At 70.3% G+C, this 18,599-nt stretch carries 19 protein-coding genes; 10 read left to right on the top strand and 9 right to left on the bottom strand.

All coding sequences use genetic code 11. The features are described from left to right. Positions 1-91: 91 nt before the first annotated feature. Genes ACWF7A_RS03930 through ACWF7A_RS03920 form a run of 3 tightly spaced genes read right to left on the bottom strand, consistent with a single transcriptional unit; the run spans position 92 to position 2,522 of the window. Positions 92-391 carry a hypothetical protein gene (locus ACWF7A_RS03930; RefSeq protein ID WP_452248889.1) on the bottom strand — a complete coding sequence of 100 codons (300 nt, stop codon included), beginning with the start codon at positions 389-391 and terminating at the stop codon, positions 92-94. Then, on the bottom strand, positions 391-2,094 hold the full coding sequence (locus tag ACWF7A_RS03925; RefSeq protein ID WP_452248888.1) for an IlvD/Edd family dehydratase: 1,704 nt from the start codon (positions 2,092-2,094) through the stop codon (positions 391-393). Before ACWF7A_RS03925 ends, ACWF7A_RS03930 begins: the two co-directional genes overlap by 1 nt. Before the next feature lie 32 nt (positions 2,095-2,126). After that, positions 2,127-2,522 carry a helix-turn-helix domain-containing protein gene (locus tag ACWF7A_RS03920; protein WP_452248887.1) on the bottom strand — a complete coding sequence of 132 codons (396 nt, stop codon included), beginning with the start codon at positions 2,520-2,522 and terminating at the stop codon, positions 2,127-2,129. Between the two features lie 113 nt (positions 2,523-2,635). Between ACWF7A_RS03920 and ACWF7A_RS03915 the strand changes: the two genes are divergently transcribed. The 5 genes from ACWF7A_RS03915 (at position 2,636) to ACWF7A_RS03895 (ending at position 7,234) form a co-directional block, all read left to right on the top strand. Beyond that, positions 2,636-3,889: a hemolysin family protein gene (locus ACWF7A_RS03915; protein WP_452248909.1), complete on the top strand. Its 1,254-nt coding sequence runs from the start codon at positions 2,636-2,638 to the stop codon at positions 3,887-3,889. Continuing rightward, on the top strand, positions 3,886-5,043 hold the full coding sequence (locus ACWF7A_RS03910; protein ID WP_452248886.1) for a hemolysin family protein: 1,158 nt from the start codon (positions 3,886-3,888) through the stop codon (positions 5,041-5,043). The genes ACWF7A_RS03915 and ACWF7A_RS03910 overlap by 4 nt, the downstream gene beginning before the upstream one ends. Before the next feature lie 28 nt (positions 5,044-5,071). Further along, positions 5,072-6,037, top strand: coding sequence for a sporulation protein (locus ACWF7A_RS03905; RefSeq protein ID WP_452248885.1), 966 nt, complete (start codon positions 5,072-5,074; stop codon positions 6,035-6,037). 35 nt (positions 6,038-6,072) lie between these two features. Further along, positions 6,073-6,816, top strand: a complete 744-nt coding sequence (locus ACWF7A_RS03900) for a TerC family protein (protein ID WP_452248884.1) — start codon at positions 6,073-6,075, stop codon at positions 6,814-6,816. 82 nt (positions 6,817-6,898) lie between these two features. After that, positions 6,899-7,234, top strand: coding sequence for a DUF6292 family protein (locus ACWF7A_RS03895; protein WP_452248883.1), 336 nt, complete (start codon positions 6,899-6,901; stop codon positions 7,232-7,234). Here the strand turns inward: ACWF7A_RS03895 and ACWF7A_RS03890 are convergent. Genes ACWF7A_RS03890 through ACWF7A_RS03880 form a run of 3 tightly spaced genes read right to left on the bottom strand, consistent with a single transcriptional unit; the run spans position 7,168 to position 10,502 of the window. Then, entirely contained in the window at positions 7,168-7,749 is a 582-nt protein-coding gene (locus ACWF7A_RS03890) for a hypothetical protein (RefSeq protein WP_452248882.1), read from the bottom strand. The two genes, ACWF7A_RS03895 and ACWF7A_RS03890, sit on opposite strands and share 67 nt — an antisense overlap. Positions 7,750-7,791: 42 nt before the next feature. After that, positions 7,792-9,945 carry an MMPL family transporter gene (locus tag ACWF7A_RS03885; RefSeq protein ID WP_452248881.1) on the bottom strand — a complete coding sequence of 718 codons (2,154 nt, stop codon included), beginning with the start codon at positions 9,943-9,945 and terminating at the stop codon, positions 7,792-7,794. A 5-nt stretch (positions 9,946-9,950) separates the two neighbouring features. Continuing rightward, positions 9,951-10,502 carry a TetR/AcrR family transcriptional regulator gene (locus tag ACWF7A_RS03880; protein WP_452248880.1) on the bottom strand — a complete coding sequence of 184 codons (552 nt, stop codon included), beginning with the start codon at positions 10,500-10,502 and terminating at the stop codon, positions 9,951-9,953. A 149-nt stretch (positions 10,503-10,651) separates the two neighbouring features. Here ACWF7A_RS03880 and ACWF7A_RS03875 point away from each other — a divergent pair, with 149 nt between their 5' ends. Next, complete coding sequence (locus ACWF7A_RS03875; RefSeq protein WP_452248879.1) at positions 10,652-10,816, top strand: hypothetical protein; 165 nt, start codon at positions 10,652-10,654, stop codon at positions 10,814-10,816. A gap of 10 nt (positions 10,817-10,826) precedes the next feature. Beyond that, a complete protein-coding gene (locus ACWF7A_RS03870; RefSeq protein WP_452248878.1) occupies positions 10,827-11,120 on the top strand; it encodes a DUF1905 domain-containing protein in 294 nt (97 codons plus the stop codon). On the opposite strand, the gene ACWF7A_RS03865 is transcribed toward ACWF7A_RS03870, so the two are convergent. Beyond that, on the bottom strand, positions 11,117-12,250 hold the full coding sequence (locus ACWF7A_RS03865) for an endonuclease/exonuclease/phosphatase family protein (protein WP_452248877.1): 1,134 nt from the start codon (positions 12,248-12,250) through the stop codon (positions 11,117-11,119). The two genes, ACWF7A_RS03870 and ACWF7A_RS03865, sit on opposite strands and share 4 nt — an antisense overlap. Before the next feature lie 142 nt (positions 12,251-12,392). Beyond that, a complete protein-coding gene (locus ACWF7A_RS03860; protein ID WP_452248876.1) occupies positions 12,393-12,764 on the bottom strand; it encodes a hypothetical protein in 372 nt (123 codons plus the stop codon). Positions 12,765-12,894: 130 nt separating this feature from the next. Here ACWF7A_RS03860 and ACWF7A_RS03855 point away from each other — a divergent pair, with 130 nt between their 5' ends. Then, positions 12,895-15,540, top strand: a complete 2,646-nt coding sequence (locus ACWF7A_RS03855) for a BTAD domain-containing putative transcriptional regulator (protein ID WP_452248875.1) — start codon at positions 12,895-12,897, stop codon at positions 15,538-15,540. A gap of 30 nt (positions 15,541-15,570) precedes the next feature. On the opposite strand, the gene ACWF7A_RS03850 is transcribed toward ACWF7A_RS03855, so the two are convergent. After that, positions 15,571-17,535, bottom strand: coding sequence for an MDR family MFS transporter (locus ACWF7A_RS03850; protein ID WP_452248908.1), 1,965 nt, complete (start codon positions 17,533-17,535; stop codon positions 15,571-15,573). Between the two features lie 56 nt (positions 17,536-17,591). Between ACWF7A_RS03850 and ACWF7A_RS03845 the strand changes: the two genes are divergently transcribed. After that, complete coding sequence (locus tag ACWF7A_RS03845; protein WP_452248874.1) at positions 17,592-18,188, top strand: DUF6928 family protein; 597 nt, start codon at positions 17,592-17,594, stop codon at positions 18,186-18,188. 31 nt (positions 18,189-18,219) lie between these two features. Continuing rightward, positions 18,220-18,552, top strand: a complete 333-nt coding sequence (locus ACWF7A_RS03840; protein WP_452248873.1) for a putative quinol monooxygenase — start codon at positions 18,220-18,222, stop codon at positions 18,550-18,552. Positions 18,553-18,599: the final 47 nt, after the last annotated feature.

Raw genomic sequence — 18,599 nt, 5'->3', positions numbered from 1 at the left:
GGCTGCATTTCTACAATCACCACCGAGCCCACTCCGCCCTCGGAGGCCAACCACCCATCACCCGGCTGACCAACCTCCCCGGACATCACACCTAGCCGGTGAACGAGACCGGCTTGCCGATGGCGCGGGCGTAGGCGATCTCCCTGCGCACGGACTCACCGACGTACCCGCCGGGGTTCACGACCAGGACCCGGTCGGCCAGGTCGATCTTGCGCAGGTGGAGGGCGTCGAGCACGGCCTTCTGCTCGCCGGTGACGACCCCGTCCGCCTCGCCCGGCGCGACGACGATGACGCCCGCGAAGGTCAGCTCACGGTTCGCCGCTCGGATCTCGTCGACGAACCGGGCGGAGCCGCAGAGGCAGACGATCTCGGGTCGGCCGGGCGCGCGCATCAGTGTGATTCGCGGGCGACTTCGCTGCCGCTGGAGCCGACCAGGAAGTCCAGGTCGGCACCGGTGTCGGCGCCGAGCACGTGGTCGACGTAAAGCCGTTCCCAGCCCCGTTTCGGTGCCGCGAACGCCTCGGTCGTCGCGGCGTTCGGCGTGCGGGACAGGAAGTCCGGCGCCTCCACGTCGACGCGGCGGTTCTCCACGTCCAGCACGATGACGTCGCCGGTGCGCACCAGCCCGAGCGGCCCGCCCGCCGCCGCCTCCGGTGCCACGTGCAGCACGACGGTGCCGTACGCGGTGCCGCTCATGCGCCCGTCGCAGATCCGGACCATGTCGCGCACGCCCTGCTCCAGCAGCTTCTTCGGCAACGGCATGTTCGACACCTCGGGCATGCCCGGATACCCGCGCGGGCCGCAGCCCCGCAGCACCAGCACGGAGTCCGCGTCCACGTCGAGGCCGGGGTCGTCGACGCGGGCGTGGAAGTCCTCGATGCTGTCGAACACGACGGCCCTGCCCCGGTGCTGCAACAGGTGTGGCGACGCGGCTGCCGGTTTGATCAGAGCCCCCGACGGCGCCAGGTTGCCGCGCAGCACCGCGATCCCGCCCTCCGGGATGATCGGTTCCGCACGGCCGCGGATGACCTCGGGGTCCCAGATCGGCGCGTCGTCCAGGTGGTCGACGAGCGGCCGTCCGGTGACGGTGAGCCCGGTGGGGTCGAGCAGGTCGCGCACCTCCCGCAGCACGGCGAGAAGCCCGCCGGCGCGGTGGAAGTCCTCCATCAGGAACCGGCCCGCGGGCTGCAGGTCCACCAGCAGCGGCACACCGGAGCCGATGCGGTCGAAGTCGTCCAGCGTCAGGTCGACGCCGAGACGGCCGGCGATCGCGAGCAGGTGCACCACGGCGTTGGTCGAGCCGCCGATCGCGGCCAGCGCCACGATCGCGTTGTGGAACGAGGCCTTCGACAGGAACGTGCTCGGCCTGCGGTCCGCCGAGACCAGCTCCACGACCAGCCTGCCGGTGCCGTGCGAGGCCTCGAGGAGCCTGCTGTCGGCCGCCGGGGTGCCCGCCACGCCGGGGACGACGGTGCCCAGCGCCTCGGCGACCAGCGCCATCGTCGACGCGGTGCCCATGGTGTTGCAGTGGCCGCGGCTGCGGATCATCGCCGACTCGGAGCGCACGAACGCCTCCTGCGACAACGTGCCCGCGCGCACCTCCTCCGACAGCCGCCACACGTCCGTGCCGCAGCCCAGGGGAACGCCGCGGAACGTGCCGGTCAGCATCGGCCCGCCCGGCACCACGACCGCCGGGATGTCGACGGACGCGGCGGCCATCAGCAGTGCCGGGATCGTCTTGTCGCACCCGCCCAGCAGCACCACGCCGTCGACGGGGTTGGCGCGCAGCATCTCCTCGGCCGCCATCGCGGCCATGTTGCGCCAGAGCATCGCGGTGGGGCGGACGTTGGTCTCGCCCAGCGACACCACGGGAAGGTTCAGCGGGATGCCGCCCGCCTCGTACACACCGTTCGAGACGGACTTCGCGACCTCGTCGAGGTGCGCGTTGCACGGCGTGAGGTCGGAGGCGGTGTTGGCGATGGCGATCTGCGGCCTGCCGAACGCGTCGTCCGGTGTGCCGCGGCGCATCCAGGCGCGGTGGATGTAGGCGTTGCGGTCCTGACCTGCGTACCAGTGCTCGCTGCGAAGTCCCACTGCGCCTCCCGGTCGTCCTGCTCCGACCTTAGCTACATCGGGAGGTCCGGCGGCAGCTGCAAAGCGATGGTGATCAGCGAGTGCACCCGGTTCGCGATCACCGACAGCAGGCCGTGCATCTCCGGGGACGCGGCGTCGGCGGCCTCCTGGAGCGTGCGCAGGTCCGTGTCGATCTGGCCGAGCACGGCCGCGGTGTCGGCGGGACCGGCCGTGAACGCGCGAGCGATGTCCTCCAGGGGAAGACCGTGGACCTCCAGGCGTTGGACGAGGTGGATGCGCTCCACGTCGTCGCCGCGGTAGAGGCGGTAGTTGCTCGCGGTGCGCTGGGCTGGGCTGATCAGGCCCAGCGTCGTGTAGTAGTCGACGGTGCGGATGCTCACGCCGGCGCGGGCGGCGAGCTCGCCGATCTTCAGCAGTGCTTCGGGCAAGGGGACGACCTCCCGTCCCCCAAACCATACAGTGCTACGTGCTACTGTTGGTACATGCCTGAAGAAGCCGACGTAGACGGCTGTAGTACTGGGCCGGGTGCGACTTGTTGATCGTGTCCGGCTTGCTCGCCATCGTGGCCCTCACCGCGGCCACCGGTTATTTCGTCGCGCAGGAGTTCGCCTACATGGCGGTCGACCGCGGCCGCCTGCAGCAGTTGGCCGAGGGCGGCTCCAAGGCCGCCGACCGTGCCTACCGCGTGACGCAGAAGCTCTCGTTCATGCTGTCCGGTGCCCAGTTCGGCATCACGGTGACGGCGCTGCTCGTGGGATACGTGGCCGAGCCGCTGCTCGGCACCGGTCTCGGCGTGCCGGGTTCCATGGTGATCGCGCTGACCTTCGCCACCGTCGTGCAGATGGTGCTCGGTGAGCTGCTGCCCAAGAACCTCGCCATCGCGCGGCCCGAACAGCTCGCGCTCGCCCTGAGCTCCTCGACGCTTCTCTATCTGAAGATCGCCGGACCGGTGATCAGGTTGTTCGACGCGGCCGCGAACCGCTTGCTGCGTGCGATCGGCATCGAGCCCGTCGAGGAGCTCCCGCAGGGCGCGACGCCGGAGGACTTCAAGCAGATCGTGGAGGAGGCGGGGGAGCAGGGACACCTGGACCCCGAGCTGACGCGCCTGCTGGAGCACGGCATCGGCTTCCGCGAGCTCGTGGCCGAACAGGCGATGACGCCCCGCGTGAACGTCCACACCGTGCGGTTCGACGAACCGGCCGCGCTCGTGGTCTCGTTGCTGGACACCGGGAACTCGCGTTTCCCGGTGGTCGGCGAGGACCTGGACGACCTGCGCGGTGTCGTCGGCCTGGCCGAGGTGCTGACGCTGCCTCCCGAGGAACGGGCCGCGGTGGCCATCGAGAAGATCGCCTCGCCCGCGCTCGTGGTCCCGTCGACGCTCCCGTTGCCGGCCGTGCTGGAGAGGCTGCGCACCGAACGCCGTCAGCTCGCCTGCGTGGTCGACGAGTTCGGCGGGTTCGCCGGCGTGATCTCGCTGGAGGACCTGGCCGAGGAGCTCGTCGGGGAGATCCACGACGAGGACGACCTGGTCGAGGACGCGATCGCGCCCCTCGGTGAGCACCGCTGGCAGGTGCCCGGCCGGATGCGCCTCGACGAGGTCGAGGACGTGACCGGTGTCGAGCTGCCGGAGGACGACGCCTACGACACCGTGTCGGGCCTGGTGCTGCACCAGCTCGGCCGCGTGCCGGAGGTCGGCGACGAGGTCGTGCTCGGGAGCGTGACGCTGCTGGTGACGGCGGTGGCGCGCAACGTGCCGGACTCCGTCGAGATCAACGTCATGGAGGCGGCCCGATGAGCATCGCCATCTCCGTCGTCCTGCTGGCGTTGAACGCCTTCTTCGTGGCCGCCGAGTTCGCGTTGATCGCGTCGAAGCGCCACCGGCTGGAACAGGCCGCCGAGACGTCCCGGGCGGCGCGTGCCGCCGTGGCCGGTGTCCGCGAGCTGTCGCTGATGCTCGCGGGTGCCCAGCTCGGCATCACGCTGTGCACCCTGGGCCTGGGCGCGCTGGCCAAGCCGGCCGTCGCGGACCTGCTGGAACCGGCGTTGCGCCTGACCGGCCTGCCGGAGGCGTTCGCCTACGGCATCGCGTTCACGATCAGCCTGGTGCTGGTGGTGTTCCTGCACATGGTCGTCGGCGAGATGGCACCGAAGTCGTGGGCCATCGCGCACCCCGAGCGGTCCGCGCTGATCCTGGCGCTGCCGTTCCGCGCGTTCGCCCGCTCGGTCCGCTGGCTCCTCAGCGGACTCAACGCGATCTCGAACGCCCTGCTGCGCCTGATGAAGGTCGAGCCGCAGGACGAGCTGGCGCAGGCGCACCGGCCGGACGACCTGAGGATGCTGCTGCGCCAGTCCGCCGAGCACGGCCTCATCCCCGAGGCCCAGCAACGGCTGCTGACGAGGATGCTCCAGGTCCAGCGCACGACCGTGAGCGAGGTGATGATCCCGATCGAGGAAGCGGCGTCGGTCACCGAGCACACCACCGCGCGGGAGATCGAGCATCGCAGCCTCCACTGTGGACGGTCGCGCTTCCCGGTCACCGACCTGCGCGGCGACTACGTCGGGCTCGTGCACATCCGCGAGGCCATGCGCGCCACGGCCCGCGGCGAGGACCCGCCCGCCCGCGAGCTGATGGGCCCGGTGCTGACGCTGTCCGCGTCGACGCCGGTCGCCCAGGCCGTGACCGAGATGCGGGACGCGCGGGCGCAGCTCGCGCTGGTGCAGGACTGCGGAACCGCGAGTTCGCGTCGGTCGTCCGGTCGCCCCTTCGGGTCAACCACCGAAGGCGATTCGGGCCGAAGCGGTGACCGGATGGCCGACTCAGAGGCGAACTCGCCGCCGTCTCCGGAGGAGCGGCCAATTCTCGGCATCGCGGCACTCGAGGACCTCCTCGAAGAGCTGATCGGCGACTTCGAGGACGAAACCGACACCCGTCCGGTCAGCGCCCGCTGACCGGAGTTTCCCAGGGAGGAAACACACCATGTTCAAACGGATGCTCAGCGCCTTCGGCGTCGGCGGCCCGTCGGTCGACACCGTGCTGGACTCGCCGCACGCCTCGCCCGGCCAGGTCGTCACCGGACAGGTGCGCATCCAGGGGGGCAGCGCGGACGCCGAGATCGGTCAGGTCGTGCTGTCGCTCGTCACCCGCGTCGAGGTCGAGCACGGGGACCACGAGTACGGCGGCGTGTCGGAGTTCCTGCGGGTCGTCGTGCAGCAGGGCGTGCGGGTCGGGGCCGGCCAGCTGGTCGCCATCCCGTTCCAGCTGCCGATCCCGTGGGAGACCCCGATCACCGCGGTGGGCGGCGGCCAGCTGCCCGGCATGACCGTGGGCGTGCGGACCGAGCTCGTGATCGCGGGCGCGCCGGACAAGGGCGACCTCGACCCCGTGCTGGTCCACCCGCTGCCGTCGCAGGACGCGGTGCTCACCGCGTTCGGGCAGCTCGGTTTCTCGTTCCGCAGCGCGGACGTCGAGGCCGGTCGCCTGCACGGCGTGCCGCAGGAGCTCGGTTTCTACCAGGAGATCGAGTTCTTCCCGCCGGCCCAGTTCGCCGGGCGGATCCAGCAGGTCGAGCTGACGTTCGTGGCGAACCCGCACGAGCTGTACGTGATCCTCGAGGCCGACAGGCGCGGCGGGATGTTCTCGTCGGGCGGGGACGCGTTCGGCCACTTCCGGTTGTCGCACCAGGAGGCCCAGGTGGCCGACTGGGCGTCGTCCGTCAACGGCTGGCTGTCCCAGATCGCGGAGCGCAGCGGCGGCATGTTCGGCCACGGTCAGCACGGTCAGCACGGGCACTACGACCAGCACGGGCACCACGGCGGCCACCACCGCGGCGGTCCCGGCATGGGCACGGTCGTCGCGGCCGGTGCCGCCGGACTCGTCGGCGGCATGGTCGTCGGCGAGATGATGGACGACGCGTTCGAGGACTTCGGCGACGGCGGCGAGTAAGGCCTGTCGAGCCCACGACCTGAAAGGAACCGTTGATGGAGTGGATGACGAGCCCGGAGCTGTGGGTCGCGTTCGCGACACTGCTGCTGCTCGAGATCGTGCTCGGCATCGACAACGTCGTCTTCATCTCGATCCTGGCCGGGCGCCTGCCGGAGGAACAGCGGCGCCGGGCCCAGGTCGTGGGTCTCTCCCTGGCCCTGGTCACGCGCCTGCTCCTGCTCGCGTCGCTGGCGTGGGTGATCGGGCTGACGGCGCCGTTGTTCTCGCTGTTCGGCCAGGAGATGTCCGGGCGCGACCTGATCCTGTTGCTGGGTGGCCTGTTCCTGCTCGGCAAGGCGACGTTCGAGATCCACGAGCAGCTCGAGGGCGGTGACCACGCCAAGGAGCGCAAGGCCGTCTCGTTCGCGAGCGTGATCGCGCAGATCCTGGTGCTGGACATCGTCTTCTCGCTCGACTCGGTGATCACCGCGGTCGGCATGGTCGACGAGCTGAGCATCATGATCGCGGCCGTGGTCGTGGCGATGGTCGTGATGCTGGTCTCCGCCAAGGCGATCTCGGAGTTCGTGAACCGCCACCCGACGGTGAAGATGCTCGCGCTGTCGTTCCTGCTGCTGATCGGCGGCAGCCTGATCGCCGAGGGCTTCGACCAGCACATCCCGAAGGGGTACGTGTACGGGCCGATCGCGTTCTCGGTGTTCGTGGAGTTCCTGAACCTGCGGATGCGGGCACGGCGGTCCAAGCCGGTGGAGCTGCACGGCACGTACGTGAAGAACGACTGAGTTTCACCGCCCGTCCACCGGGGTAACCGCGCCCTGCGTCAAGCAGTCGGCGTTGTTGCCCCGGTTTTGGACGGAGGACGACGTGATCGAGCTTGACTACGCACTGAGGGTCACCCGGGAACTCGGCCTGAGCGGCGAGTCCTCCTGCATCGACCGCCAGAAGCCGTTGCGCGTGTACATCGCCGTGGACGGCAGGCTCCCGGACCATCCCGATCTCGACGTGGCGCTGTTGTGGACCAAACGTGACGGGTGGTCGATCGCCGTCGAGGACGGTGCCGAGCTGACCGTCGTGGCACACCTGGGCGGGGCCGTGGAGCCCCCGCCTCGCACGGTCGCCCGCTGGGTGCGGCGTCAGTTCGCCGGCAGCAGTGCAGCGGAGATCGTGAGCTCGGCGTCGCACGCGGGACAGGTCGCCTGACCGAAGAAGTACCGGAACACCCGCGCCGTGTCGTCCTGACCGTGCGCGGCGGCGGTGTCGCACGCCCTGCGGCCCAGGCCGTCCAGCTCGGCCGGATCTGCCGGGTGCAGTGGCCTTGTCGCGTCGCCGGTGCGGCTGACGCCCTTGTCGGTGAGGATCGACATCGACGTGCCGCACTCGGGGCACTCGACCTCGTACTCCTCGTCGGCCACGCCCGCTGCCAGGACGTGCGTCCGGTCCAGCAGCCCTTCGAGCACGAACGCGGCTTCCAGCAGGAACTCGTAGACGTCCTCGGTCCGCGGCAGCAACTCGGTCGCCGTGGCCACCAGCGTCGCGATGTCCCGCGCGTGCTCGGCGCGGACCTCGTCACCGCCGTTCGCGACGACCGCCGCGGCCAGCACGACCGCTTCCGGCTCACGCAGCTCGGCGAGGCGGGGGAGCACCGCCCGGCCGTCGGCGGGCCCGTGGTCCCAGTGGGAGCAGTACGCCTCCCACAAAGCAGGAAGGTCCGTCATGCCCGTGATCAGACCACGGGCATGACGGACCTGGGAGCGGAATCAGACCGAGACCGGCTGCTTCTCGTCCTTCTTGCCGAGCTCGTCGAGCGCGGTGCCCTCGACGTCGAGCTCCGGCAGCCAGCGCAGGAACTTCGGCAGCCACCAGGCGCGCTCACCGAGCAGGGCGAGCGCCGCGGGCACGAGCACCATGCGGACCACGAACGCGTCCACGAAGATGCCGACCGCGAGGGCGAAGGCGATGGACTTCACGGTCGCCTCGCCCGCCGGGACGAAGCCCGCGAACACCGAGAACATGATCAGCGCCGCGGCCACGACGACCGGGGCCGCCTGGCGGAAGCCCGTGGTGATGGCCTCGATCGGCTTGGCACCGCGGTGGTGTGCCTCGTGCATCCGGGACACCAGGAAGATCTGGTAGTCCATGGCGAGGCCGAACAGGATGCCGATCACCAGGATCGGGGTGAGGCTGATCAGCGGGCCGGTGCTCTCGAGGTTGACGGCGCTGGAGAGCCAGCCCCACTGGAACACCGCCACCGTGGCGCCGAGCGACGCGCCGATGGTCAGCAGGAAGCCCAGCACACCCACCAGCGGCACGAGCAGCGAGCGGAACACCAGGATCAGCAGCACGAGCGCGAGACCGACGACGACCGCGAGGTAGATCGGCAGGGCCTTGTCGAGCGACGTGGCCACGTCGACGCTCACCGCGGTGGCACCGGTGACGTACGCCTTGCCACCCTCCACACCGGACAGTTCGGCGCGCAGGTCGGCGACGAGCTTCTCGGTCTCCACGGTGTCCGGGCCGGACTTCGGGATGACGGTGACGAGCGCGGACCTGCCGTCCTGGCTCGGCTGGGCCGGCGTCACCAGGGCGACGTCGGACAGCTTCGCGACCGGCTCGGACGCCTTGGTGGCGGTCGCCGCGGCGCCCTCGCCCTCGAACAGGACGATGATCGGGCCGTTGAAGCCCTCGCCGAAGCCCTTGGCCAGGATCTGGTCGGCGCGCTCCTGCGTCGAGTTCGCCGGCGGCTTCTGGATGAGCGTGGTGTCCATGGACGACACCGGGATCGCGACGATGCCGAGCGCGACGACCGAGAACAGCAGCGCGACGACGCGGTTGCGGGTGATCGCGCCGGCCCAGCCGCGGATGACGCCGCGGTCCTTGGGCTCGGAGGCCTCGGCGGCGCGTTCCTTGCGGGTCAGCACGCGGCGGCCGAGCATGCTCAGCACCGCGGGGACCAGCGTGATGGCGATCAGGACCGAGAAGACGATCGTGGCGGCGGCCGAGACGCCCATCTGCGTCAGGAACGGGATACCCGCGATCGCGAGACCCACCAGCGCGATGACCACGGTGAGGCCGGCCGTGACGACGGCGGACCCGGCGGTGCCGACCGCGGTCGCGACGGCGTGGCCGACGTCGGAGCCGCGGCGCAGTTCCTGGCGGTAGCGGTTGATGATGAACAACGCGTAGTCGATGCCGACCGCGAGTCCCAGCATCGAGGCGAGGATCGGCGTGGTCGACTGCAGGTCCATGAACCCGGTCGCGATCGTGATGCCGAGCGTGCCGATGCCGACGCCGATGCCGGCGCTGAGCAGGTTCATGCCCGCCGTGACGAGCGAGCCGTAGGTCAGCGCGAGCACGACGAGCGCGAGCACGACACCGATGGCCTCGGTGGGGCCGCCGACGTGCGGCGTCTCCTGCATCGCGGTGCCGGTGACCTCGACGGTCAGCCCGGCCGCGCGCACCTTGTCGACGGCCTTGGTCAGCTCGGCGCGCTGCTCGTCGGTGACCTCACCGGGCTTCACGTCGTAGGTGACGGTGCTGTAGCCGACGTTGACGTCGCGGTTGACGCTCGGCGCCGCCGGGTCGAGCGGGTTCGTCGCCGACCGCACGCCCTTGAGCGCGGACTCGTCGGCCACGAGCTCGGTGATCGTCTTGATGTGCTGCGGCAGCTTCTGGCCGTCCGGAGCCTGCACGACGACCTTGGCGGTCGCGGTCTCACCGGAGCCGAAGGTCTTCTGGATGCGCTCGAGCGCGGTCGTCGACTCCTGCCCGGGGATGGACATCGAGTTCGACGTCTCACCGCCGAGCGTGAACGCGCCGACACCGGAGCCGATCAGCACGAGCAGCCAGATCAGGACGACGGGAACCCGGCGCCGGTGGGTGACCATTCCCAGTCTGTAGAGCAGTTTCGCCATGATGGTCAGGCCTCCTGGTGCCCGAGTGCGTCGTAGCAGGTAGCAAGGATCAAGGGGCGCCAGGTCGTCTTGTCACCCTCCTGGTTGGCCAGAAGGGTGAGCACGGCCATGGCGCTGAGCGCGCCGACGATCCGGATCGCGCGCGGCAGTTCGCTGGCGGGGTCGATGACGAACATCTCGTTGAGGAGCAGCTCGTCCTGCGCCTGCTGCGGGTCCTCGCCGGGCGCCGTCATCGTGCGGAACAGCAGGGCGACCATGCCCGGCCGGTCCAGCGCGTAGTCGGTCAGCAGCTCCAGCGCCCGCCGGTCGCGCTCCGGCCCCGCCGGCATGTCTTTGACCAGGTCCAGGACGTGCCGGGTGAGGATGCGGCTCTGCTCCCACGCGGCTTCGAAGAGGGCGTCCTTGCTCGGGAAGTGGTGCAGCAGACCTGCCTTCGACAGGCCGACGGCGTCCGCGAGGGACTTGAGCGACGTCTGCCCGAAGCCGTGCCGCGCGAAGAGCGCGGCGGCGGCGTCGAGGATCTTCCCGTCGACTCCGGTCCTGGGCTGGCGTGGCATGCCGCCGACTTTACGACGTTCACCAACCGATTCGGTAGGTTTGCCGACCGAAATGGTCGGTGGCCTTCGTCACTCCAACGGGCGAACAACCGAGTGTCGAGCCGGAGTCGAGGTGACGTGGGGTCACATCGAGCTGTGGAACGACGTGCGTGATCCCGCTCGCGGACCTGACCGCGCACCTGGAGGGCGTCCGGCGAGACCTCATCGGGTTCCTGGACCTGGTGCGGCGGTGGGCTCCAGCCTCGGCGAGCATCTCGCTGCGCGGTTCGACGAGGACCTCCGCATCGGTGCGCCCCTACGATCCCCTGCTGTGAGAATGGGTTGATGTTCGTCTTCGACGCGGAGCTCTGGATCTGGGACGCCCGCCGCACCGAGACCTGGACGTTCGTGACGCTCCCCGAGGACGTCTCGGACCAGATCCGCGACGTCGCCACGCCCGGCCCCGGCTTCGGCGCGGTCAAGGTGCGCGCGGGAGTGGGCGCCAGCACGTGGTCGACGTCGGTGTTCCCGGACAAGCAGTCCGGCTGTTACGTGCTGCCCGTGAAAGCGGCCGTGCGCAAGAAGAACGACGTCGGGCCGGGCGATGTCGTAGAGGTGACGGTCGAGCTTCTTCTCTAGACAGACCAGTCGATGTCGGCGTAGATCGCGGCGTGGTCGCTCGCCGCGTGCACCTCGTTGGTCATGGTTTCGTAGACGTCCCAACGGTTCTTCGTCCGCGGGCCGCGCCACACGCCCTTGCGGAAGACGCCGCCGCCGGTGGCCTTCGCGAACAGTTCCGGGGTGAGCAGGACGTAGTCGATCTTGCCCTTCTCGTTGACACCGCGGTAGGTGCCGAGGCGGTGGTCCCAGTCGAAGTTCTCGTGCTCGCTGATGTCCCGCAGTCCGGTGCGCTGGAAGAGCGGGCGAAGGCACTCGCTGTCCGCGGTGTCGTTGAGGTCGCCGACGACGGCGATGTGCTCGTGGCCCTCGTCGCGCAGGCGGTTCACGATGCGGGCGATGCGCACCGCCTGGCGGAACCGGCGGCGGGCGCCCAGCGGGTCGCCGGGAGCGCCGTACCCCTTGGACTTCAGGTGGTTCACGAGCACGACGACCTCGGGGCCCGCCGGGGTGCGGACGTGGTACTCGGCGCAGTCGCGGGAGAACACGACGCCCGAGCTGTCCTTCGCGTACACGTGCGTGCGGATCGTGATGACCTGGTGGTCGTCGCGCGTCAGCAGGCCGACGTTGATGCCGCGTTCGTCGTTGCCGTCGATGAGGTGGACCTCCTCGTACGGGGTCCAGCCGACGTTCTTGAGCATCGAGGCGGAGAACATGTGCAGGAGTTCGCGCGACTCGGCCTCGACCACGCCGAGGACGTGGGCGCCGACGTCGCGCATCACCTGGGCGGTGTGGCGGGTGGCGAGCTCGCTGATGGGTTCGGTGGTGAGCTCGACCCAGCCGACCCAGGACTCGCGACCGCTTGCCACGACGGAGGTCTCGCCGGTGCGGTGGCGCGCGAGGAACCGGCCGCGGATGCGCCGCAGGATCGCGTACTTGCTCCGGTCACTCCTGAGCAACTCCAGTGTCGTCAGGTGTTCCTTGAGCTCTTCCTTGACTTCCGGCGTGTAGGTCTCGCAGGCGATGAGTTCGTTGAAACGGGCGTGGGCGGCCAGGATCGGGGCCGCGTGCTTGGTGGCGTTGCGGCCCATGACCTTGGGGCGCTCGAACATGTTCTCCACGTTGAACGACCCGATTCGCGTGGTGCTCACGGCTTCAGGGTCGCATGTGGAGGAACGTGTCCGCCCTGGTCCGCTCGGGTGATCTTTCGCTGCGCCGATGGTGGAGGGCCCCAGGTGGCTGGGCTGCCGGAACGGTGGTTCGGGGCCCTCCGGGTCATCGGCCGCTACCCGGTCACGGGCAGCTGGCGCGGCTCAGGATCGACACCTTGTTCGGGTTGCTGTTGTCGATCTCCTTGCTGCTCTTCTTCTTCGCGGGAGCGACGAAGCACTTGTTGAAGCGCTCGCCGTTCTCGCGCACGAACTCCAGCTCGATCGCGCGAGCCTGGTTGCAGTGGTTGTTGTAGTAGACCGTCGTGGTGACGCTGCCGTCGCCCCAGGAGATGTTGATCTTCTGACCGCTCGGTGACGAACACGCCGCCGACTTGCGGTGCACCGCCTGGACGGACACGTCGCCGGAGGTCTCCGCACTGGCCGTCACCGGAGCGAGTCCGGTGAGTGCGAGCCCCAGACCCGCAATGGCCAGAACGAGATTGCGAGACTTCACGAAATACCCCTCGATCTTTCTATTTCGGGAGATGTCCCCGCGGGCCGTGTGGCCCGTCGGGAAAGACGTTGCCCGTTTGATCAAGGACGAACCTAGGATGAACCTTGAATCCACTGGCTGGGGAGTGATCTTGGAGTTCGGGCTGCTCGGCGCCGTCGAGGTGCGCGACCGGGGCGAATTGGTCGGGATCGGCCACGCCCGGCAACGGTCTGTGCTGGTAGCGCTGCTGCTGGAGGAGGGGCGGCCCGTTCCGGTCGACCGGCTGCTCGACCGGGTCTGGGGTGAGCGGGCGCCGTTGCGGGCACGCGAGACGCTCTACGGGTACGTGTCCAGGCTGCGCAAGCTCCTCGAGCTGGACATCGAGCGCTCACCCGCCGGATATCGCCTGACGGTCGATTCATCACAGGTGGATCTGTTCCGTTTCCGGGAATTGGTGCGGGCCCGGGAATTCGATTCCGCATTGGCCCTGTGGCGCGGGCAGGCGCTCGACGGGCTCGAGTCGCCGTGGTTCGACGGGCAGCGCGAGAGCCTGCACGCCGAACGCGTCGCCGCCGAGCTCGACCGCAACGACGTGGCGCTCGCGGACGGCCGGCACGCCGCGCTGCTGCCATCGCTGCGGCAGCTCGCTGACGCACTGCCGCACGACGAACGCCTTGCGGCGCAACTGATGCTGGCCCTGCACCGGTCTGGCAACGACGCGGAGGCGTTGCGGCACTACGAGATCGTGCGCCGCCGCCTCGCGGACGAGCTCGGCGCGGACCCGAGCAAGCCCCTGCAGGACGTGCACCAGCGGATCCTCGCGGGCAGCGTGGAGGAACGCGCGACGGGCCCTCGTCAGCTGCCCGCGCCGCACCCGTGGTTCACCGGCCGCACCGACGAACTGGCCGCGCTGGACGCGCCCGGCACCGTCGTGATCACCGCGATCGGCGGGACGGGCGGCATCGGCAAGACCGCGCTGGCGCTGCACTGGGCGCACCGGCACCTCGCCGAGTTCCCCGCCGGCCAGCTCTACGTGAACCTGCGCGGTTTCGACCCGTCCGCCGAGCCGACACCACCCGAGACCGTGCTGCGGGAGTTCCTGGAGGCGCTGGGGGAGGAGACGATCCCGGCGGGCCTCGACGCACGGGCCGCGCGCTATCGCAGCGTCGTCGCGGGACGACGGCTGCTCGTGGTGCTCGACAACGCCCGCTCCACCGACCAGGTCGTGCCGCTGCTGCCGGGTCCGGACGCGACGGTGCTGGTCACGAGCCGCCTCAAGCTCGCGGGGCTGGTCGCCGCGCACGGGGCGCGGTCCCTGTCGCTCGACGTGCTGCACCCGGCCGACGCGCGCGAGTTCCTCGTCGCGAGGCTCGGCCCCGAGCGCGTGGCCGCCGAACCCGAGGTGGTCGCGGACCTGGTGACCTGGTGCGGCGGCCTGCCGCTGGCGTTGTCGATCGTCGCCGCGCGCGCCGCGATGGAACCGGACTTCCCGCTGGCCGCGTTCGCGGGGGAACTGCGCGACCAGCCCCTCGACGCCCTGGACGCGGGCGAGATCGGCACGAACCTGCGGGCGGTGTTCTCCTGGTCCGTCGCGGCGCTCTCGGACGAGGCGGCCCGCGCGTTCGGTCTGCTCGGCACCGTGAGCACGGCGGACGTGAGCCTCGCGGCGGCAGCGGCCCTCCTCGACCGGCCCGCGACGCGGACGCGGATGGTGTTGCGGGAACTGGAGAACGCGCACCTCGTGCAGCAACACGTGCCCGGCCGGTACCGCATGCACGACCTCGTCGGCCTCTACGCCGCGGACCTGCCCGCCGAACCGGGCTCCCGGCTGGCCGACTTCTACGCCGCCACGGCCCGCGCCGCCGCGCTCACGCTGGAACCGCACAAGGTGTTGCCGGACCACGGAAGCGGCCACGCGCTCACGTTCGCGACGAACGCGGCGGCCATGGCCTGGTTCGACGCCGAGCACGCCTGCCTGATGGTCGAACAACGCCAGGCGTTGGAGCGCAACGGTGTCGACGTCGCCTGGCTGATCGGCCGGGCGTTGAACAACTACCACCTCCGCCGCGGCCGCACGCACAACGACGTCGACGTGTGGCTGACGGCGCTGCGGGCCGCGGAGGCGCTGGGAGACCCGCTCATGCAGTCGACCGCGCACCGGTGCCTCGGCGCCAACTACATCGAGCTGGGCCAGTCACCGTTGGGGCATCGGCACTTCGAGCTCAGCCTGAAGTTGTGCGAGGGCACCGGCGACCACGAGTCGCACGGCGGCGCGCACCGGGCGATCGCGTGGGCGGCGGAGTTCGAGGGCGACCTGGAGAAGGCCCTGGAGCACTCGCTCGCCGGACTGGAGAAGTTCCGCCTGGCCGGAACGGAGATCCGCGAGGCCGAGTCGCTGAACGAGGTCGGCTGGCGGTACGCGTGCCTGGGCCGCTACGCCGAGGCCCGCACGTACTGCGAGGAGGCCATGGCGCTCAACAGCAGGCTCGGTCACGCGGAGGGAGCCGCGGCCACGCTCGACAGCCTCGCGGACATCGCCCACCACGACGGCCGGCACGCCGACGCCGTCGCGCACTACGGCGAGGCGCTGGCGCTGTACCGGGAGCTGGACAACTCGGCCGAGGAGGCCACCGTCCTTGAGCACCTCGGTGACGTGCACGCGGCGGCGGGGGAGGACGTGCTCGCGCGTGAACGGTGGGACCGGGCGTTGGAGCTGTACCGGGAGCAGGGCCGCGACTCGGAGGCCACGGCCCTGCTCGCCCGGACCCAGGCCCCGTCCTGCAGGTCTCGTCCGTGACTCTCGTCGAACAGACCTGCAGGACAGCGCTCAGACCCGGCTCAGCTGCCGGCCGCTCTCGATCAGCTCGTCGGTGAACGAGTCGAGCGCCTGCGCGAAGTCGCGCTGGTCCGGTTCGTGCCAGTCCTGCAGCTGGTCGAGCAGCCACCGCCGCCACGCCCGCACGAGCTGGGCGAACACGTCCGCTCCCCGGTCGGTGAACCGGTAGCCGTCGTCGCCGAACGCGAGGTGTCCCGACCGCACCAGGGCCCGCGCGGTCGGTTCGAAGATGCCGCCGGGCACCTTCGTCATCTCGGCGATCTCGGCGAGCGTGGCCACCCCGTCGTCCGTCGACGCCCGGTACACGCGGCCGAGCAGCCACGCCTGTTCCAGCGGCAGGTCGACGCCGGAGCGCCGCAGCACCGCGAGGCCCGGGTCCTCGTCGGACTTCGCGACCACTGTGGACACCAGCTTGCGCAGCTCGTCGTAGGAGTTCGACGGCGGCGCGGCGAAGCTCTCGCCCACCCCGCTGTTGCCGCCCGCGGAGGCACGGGACGTGTCGCGCAGCTGCACCTGCGGCAGGAAGAACGCGACGGCCAGCGCCACGAGTCCGATCGGGGCGGCGATCAGGAACATCATCTGCACGGTCTCGGCGTACCCGGCGACGATCGGCGCCCTCAGCGCGTCCGGCAGCGCGTGCACGGCGGCGGGGCTCGCGATGGCGCTCGGGTCGACACCGGGCGGCACCACGAGGTGCTTCGGCAGCTGGCCGGCGTAGATCGTGCCGAAGATCGCGACGCCGAAGGAGCTGCCCATCGTGCGCAGGAAGCTGATGCCGGACGTGGCGACGCCGAGGTCGGTGTAGCTCGTGGTGCTCTGCACGACGATCACCGGCACCTGCATCACCAGGCCGATGCCCGCGCCCAGCACCATCATGAACGCGCCCATCTCCCAGTAGCTGGTCGAGGAGTCCAGGCGGGACAGCAGGAACAGGCCGATCGTGAGCCCGACCGACCCGAGGAGCGGGAAGATCCGGTACTGGCCGGTGCGGCTGATCGTGTTGCCGGTGAAGAGCGCTGTGGCCATGAGGCCGGCGATCAGCGGCAGCATCCACAGCCCGGACGCGGTGGCCGACTCGCCGCGCACGTACTGCAGGTAGATCGGCAGGTACGTGATGCCGCCGAGCATCGCGAACCCGACGACGAAGCTCAGGATGCCCGACACCGTGAACACCCTGCTGCGGAACAACCTCATCGGCAGCATCGGCTCGGCGGCGCGCTGCTCCACGAGAACGAACGCGACCAGCAGCACGACCGATCCGGCCGCCATCCACAGGATCGTCGGGGACGTCCACGCGTACTCGGTGCCGCCCCAGCTCGTGACGAGCGTCAGCCCGGTCGCCGCCAGGGCGATCAGCGCGATGCCGGCGTAGTCGATCCTGGGCTTGCCCTCGGTCCTGATGCTCGGCAGCGCGGCGATCGCCACCAGCACCACGGCGATGCCCAGCGGGATGTTCACGTAGAACGCCCAGCGCCAGCTCAGGTGGTCGACGAACAGCCCGCCGAGCAGCGGACCGGCCACCGTCGCGATGCCGAACACCGCGCCCGCGAAGCCCTGGAACTTGCCGCGCTCCTTCAGCGGCACGACGTCCGCGATGATCGCCGTCGAGGTGACCATCAGCCCGCCCGCGCCGAGGCCCTGCACCGCACGGAACGCGATGAGCGTCCCCATCGACTCCGACCAGCCCGCGAAGAACGACCCGACCAGGAACAGCGCGACGCTGACGACGAACGTCTTCTTGCGGCCGTAGAGGTCGCCGAACTTGCCGATCAGCACCGTCATGATCGTCTCGGCGAGCAGGTACGACGTCACCACCCACGAGAGATGCGCGCCGCCGCCCAGGTCGGCCACCATCGTGGGCAGCGCGGTGGACACGATGGTCTGGTCGAGAGCGGCCAGCAGCATGGCGAGCAGGACGGCCGCGACGACCAGGTTCCGCCTGCGGGTGTCGATCATCTCGGGCACTCGGGGATGATCGCGCAGCCCGGAAGAACTCGCAGGAGGAGAACACGATGGGGGCAAAGGCCGCGCTGGTGGCGTTCGGGGACGTGAAAGCGGCGCTGGACGGCGACGGCGTGCCGGACCGAGCGGCGGCAGAGGCGGTCATCCGCGCGTTGCGGCCGGGCTGCGCGATCGAGCCCGTCGAGGACAGCGAGCTGGGGGACGAGATCTACCCCGCCGACGGGTTCGCGTACGTGGTGGTCCTGCCGGAGGCGACGATCGTGTGCGACCAGGAGCTCGCGACGGTGCCCCTGGCGGAGCACGTGCTGGAGTACGCGGGGGACCGGCCGCTGAAGGTGTTCGCGCAGCACTCCGGTTCGGGGTGGCTGGCGTTCGCCGAATGGGCCGCCGACGGCACGATGCTGCGTTCGCACAACGCCGAGTCGCATGACCAGTACGAGCTCGCCGACGCGGTGGCGAGGGAGATGTTCGGGTTCTCGGCCGAGAGCGCGGTCCCCGACGTGGTGGTGCACGGTTTCCGGGTGACGCCTCCGGGCCGGCCAGAACGTGATGCCGCTCGGGCGGCGGTCGTCGCGGAGATGGTGCGGCGCGGGCCCGTGCGGACGACACTGGCACCGGACGGGTCGTTGGTCCCGCGAACGAACTAGGGTCGGGGCCGTTCAGCCGAAGGAGGCCGTTTTGATCTTCATCACCGCCAAGTTCCGCGTCCTGCCCGAGCACGCCGATGCGTGGCCCGAGATCAGCAGGAGCTTCACCGAGGCCACCCGCGCCGAGCCCGGCTGCCTGTGGTTCGACTGGTCGCGCAGCCTCGACGACGCCACCGAGTACGTGCTGGTCGAGGCCTTCCGCGACGGTGACGCGGGCGGGGCGCACGTGCGGTCCGAGCACTTCCGCAAGGCCCAGGAGGAACTGCCGCCCTACCTCGCCGAGACGCCGCGGATCGTCAGCCAGTCCGTGGACCAGGACGACTGGTCGTCGCTCGGGGAGATGGAGGTTGCGCCACGCGGGTGAGCCTTGCCCGGGGTGTTTGGCGCAGCACGGTTCCTCCGTTGAGGATG

The sequence above is a fragment of the Lentzea sp. NPDC055074 genome (assembly GCF_053608005.1).
The sequence above is the reverse complement of the archived record's forward strand: the minus strand, read 5'-3'. Positions and strand labels throughout refer to the sequence as shown.

Coding starts and splice junctions, on each gene's coding strand:
- ACWF7A_RS03880 (WP_452248880.1), bottom strand. CDS start 10,502: ATGCCACGCCAGCCCAGGACCGGAGTCGACGGGAAGATCCTCGACGCC.
- ACWF7A_RS03885 (WP_452248881.1), bottom strand. CDS start 9,945: ATGGCGAAACTGCTCTACAGACTGGGAATGGTCACCCACCGGCGCCGG.
- ACWF7A_RS03870 (WP_452248878.1), top strand. CDS start 10,827: ATGTTCGTCTTCGACGCGGAGCTCTGGATCTGGGACGCCCGCCGCACC.
- ACWF7A_RS03910 (WP_452248886.1), top strand. CDS start 3,886: ATGAGCATCGCCATCTCCGTCGTCCTGCTGGCGTTGAACGCCTTCTTC.
- ACWF7A_RS03900 (WP_452248884.1), top strand. CDS start 6,073: ATGGAGTGGATGACGAGCCCGGAGCTGTGGGTCGCGTTCGCGACACTG.
- ACWF7A_RS03890 (WP_452248882.1), bottom strand. CDS start 7,749: ATGACGGACCTTCCTGCTTTGTGGGAGGCGTACTGCTCCCACTGGGAC.
- ACWF7A_RS03905 (WP_452248885.1), top strand. CDS start 5,072: ATGTTCAAACGGATGCTCAGCGCCTTCGGCGTCGGCGGCCCGTCGGTC.
- ACWF7A_RS03930 (WP_452248889.1), bottom strand. CDS start 391: ATGCGCGCGCCCGGCCGACCCGAGATCGTCTGCCTCTGCGGCTCCGCC.
- ACWF7A_RS03845 (WP_452248874.1), top strand. CDS start 17,592: ATGGGGGCAAAGGCCGCGCTGGTGGCGTTCGGGGACGTGAAAGCGGCG.
- ACWF7A_RS03850 (WP_452248908.1), bottom strand. CDS start 17,535: ATGATCGACACCCGCAGGCGGAACCTGGTCGTCGCGGCCGTCCTGCTC.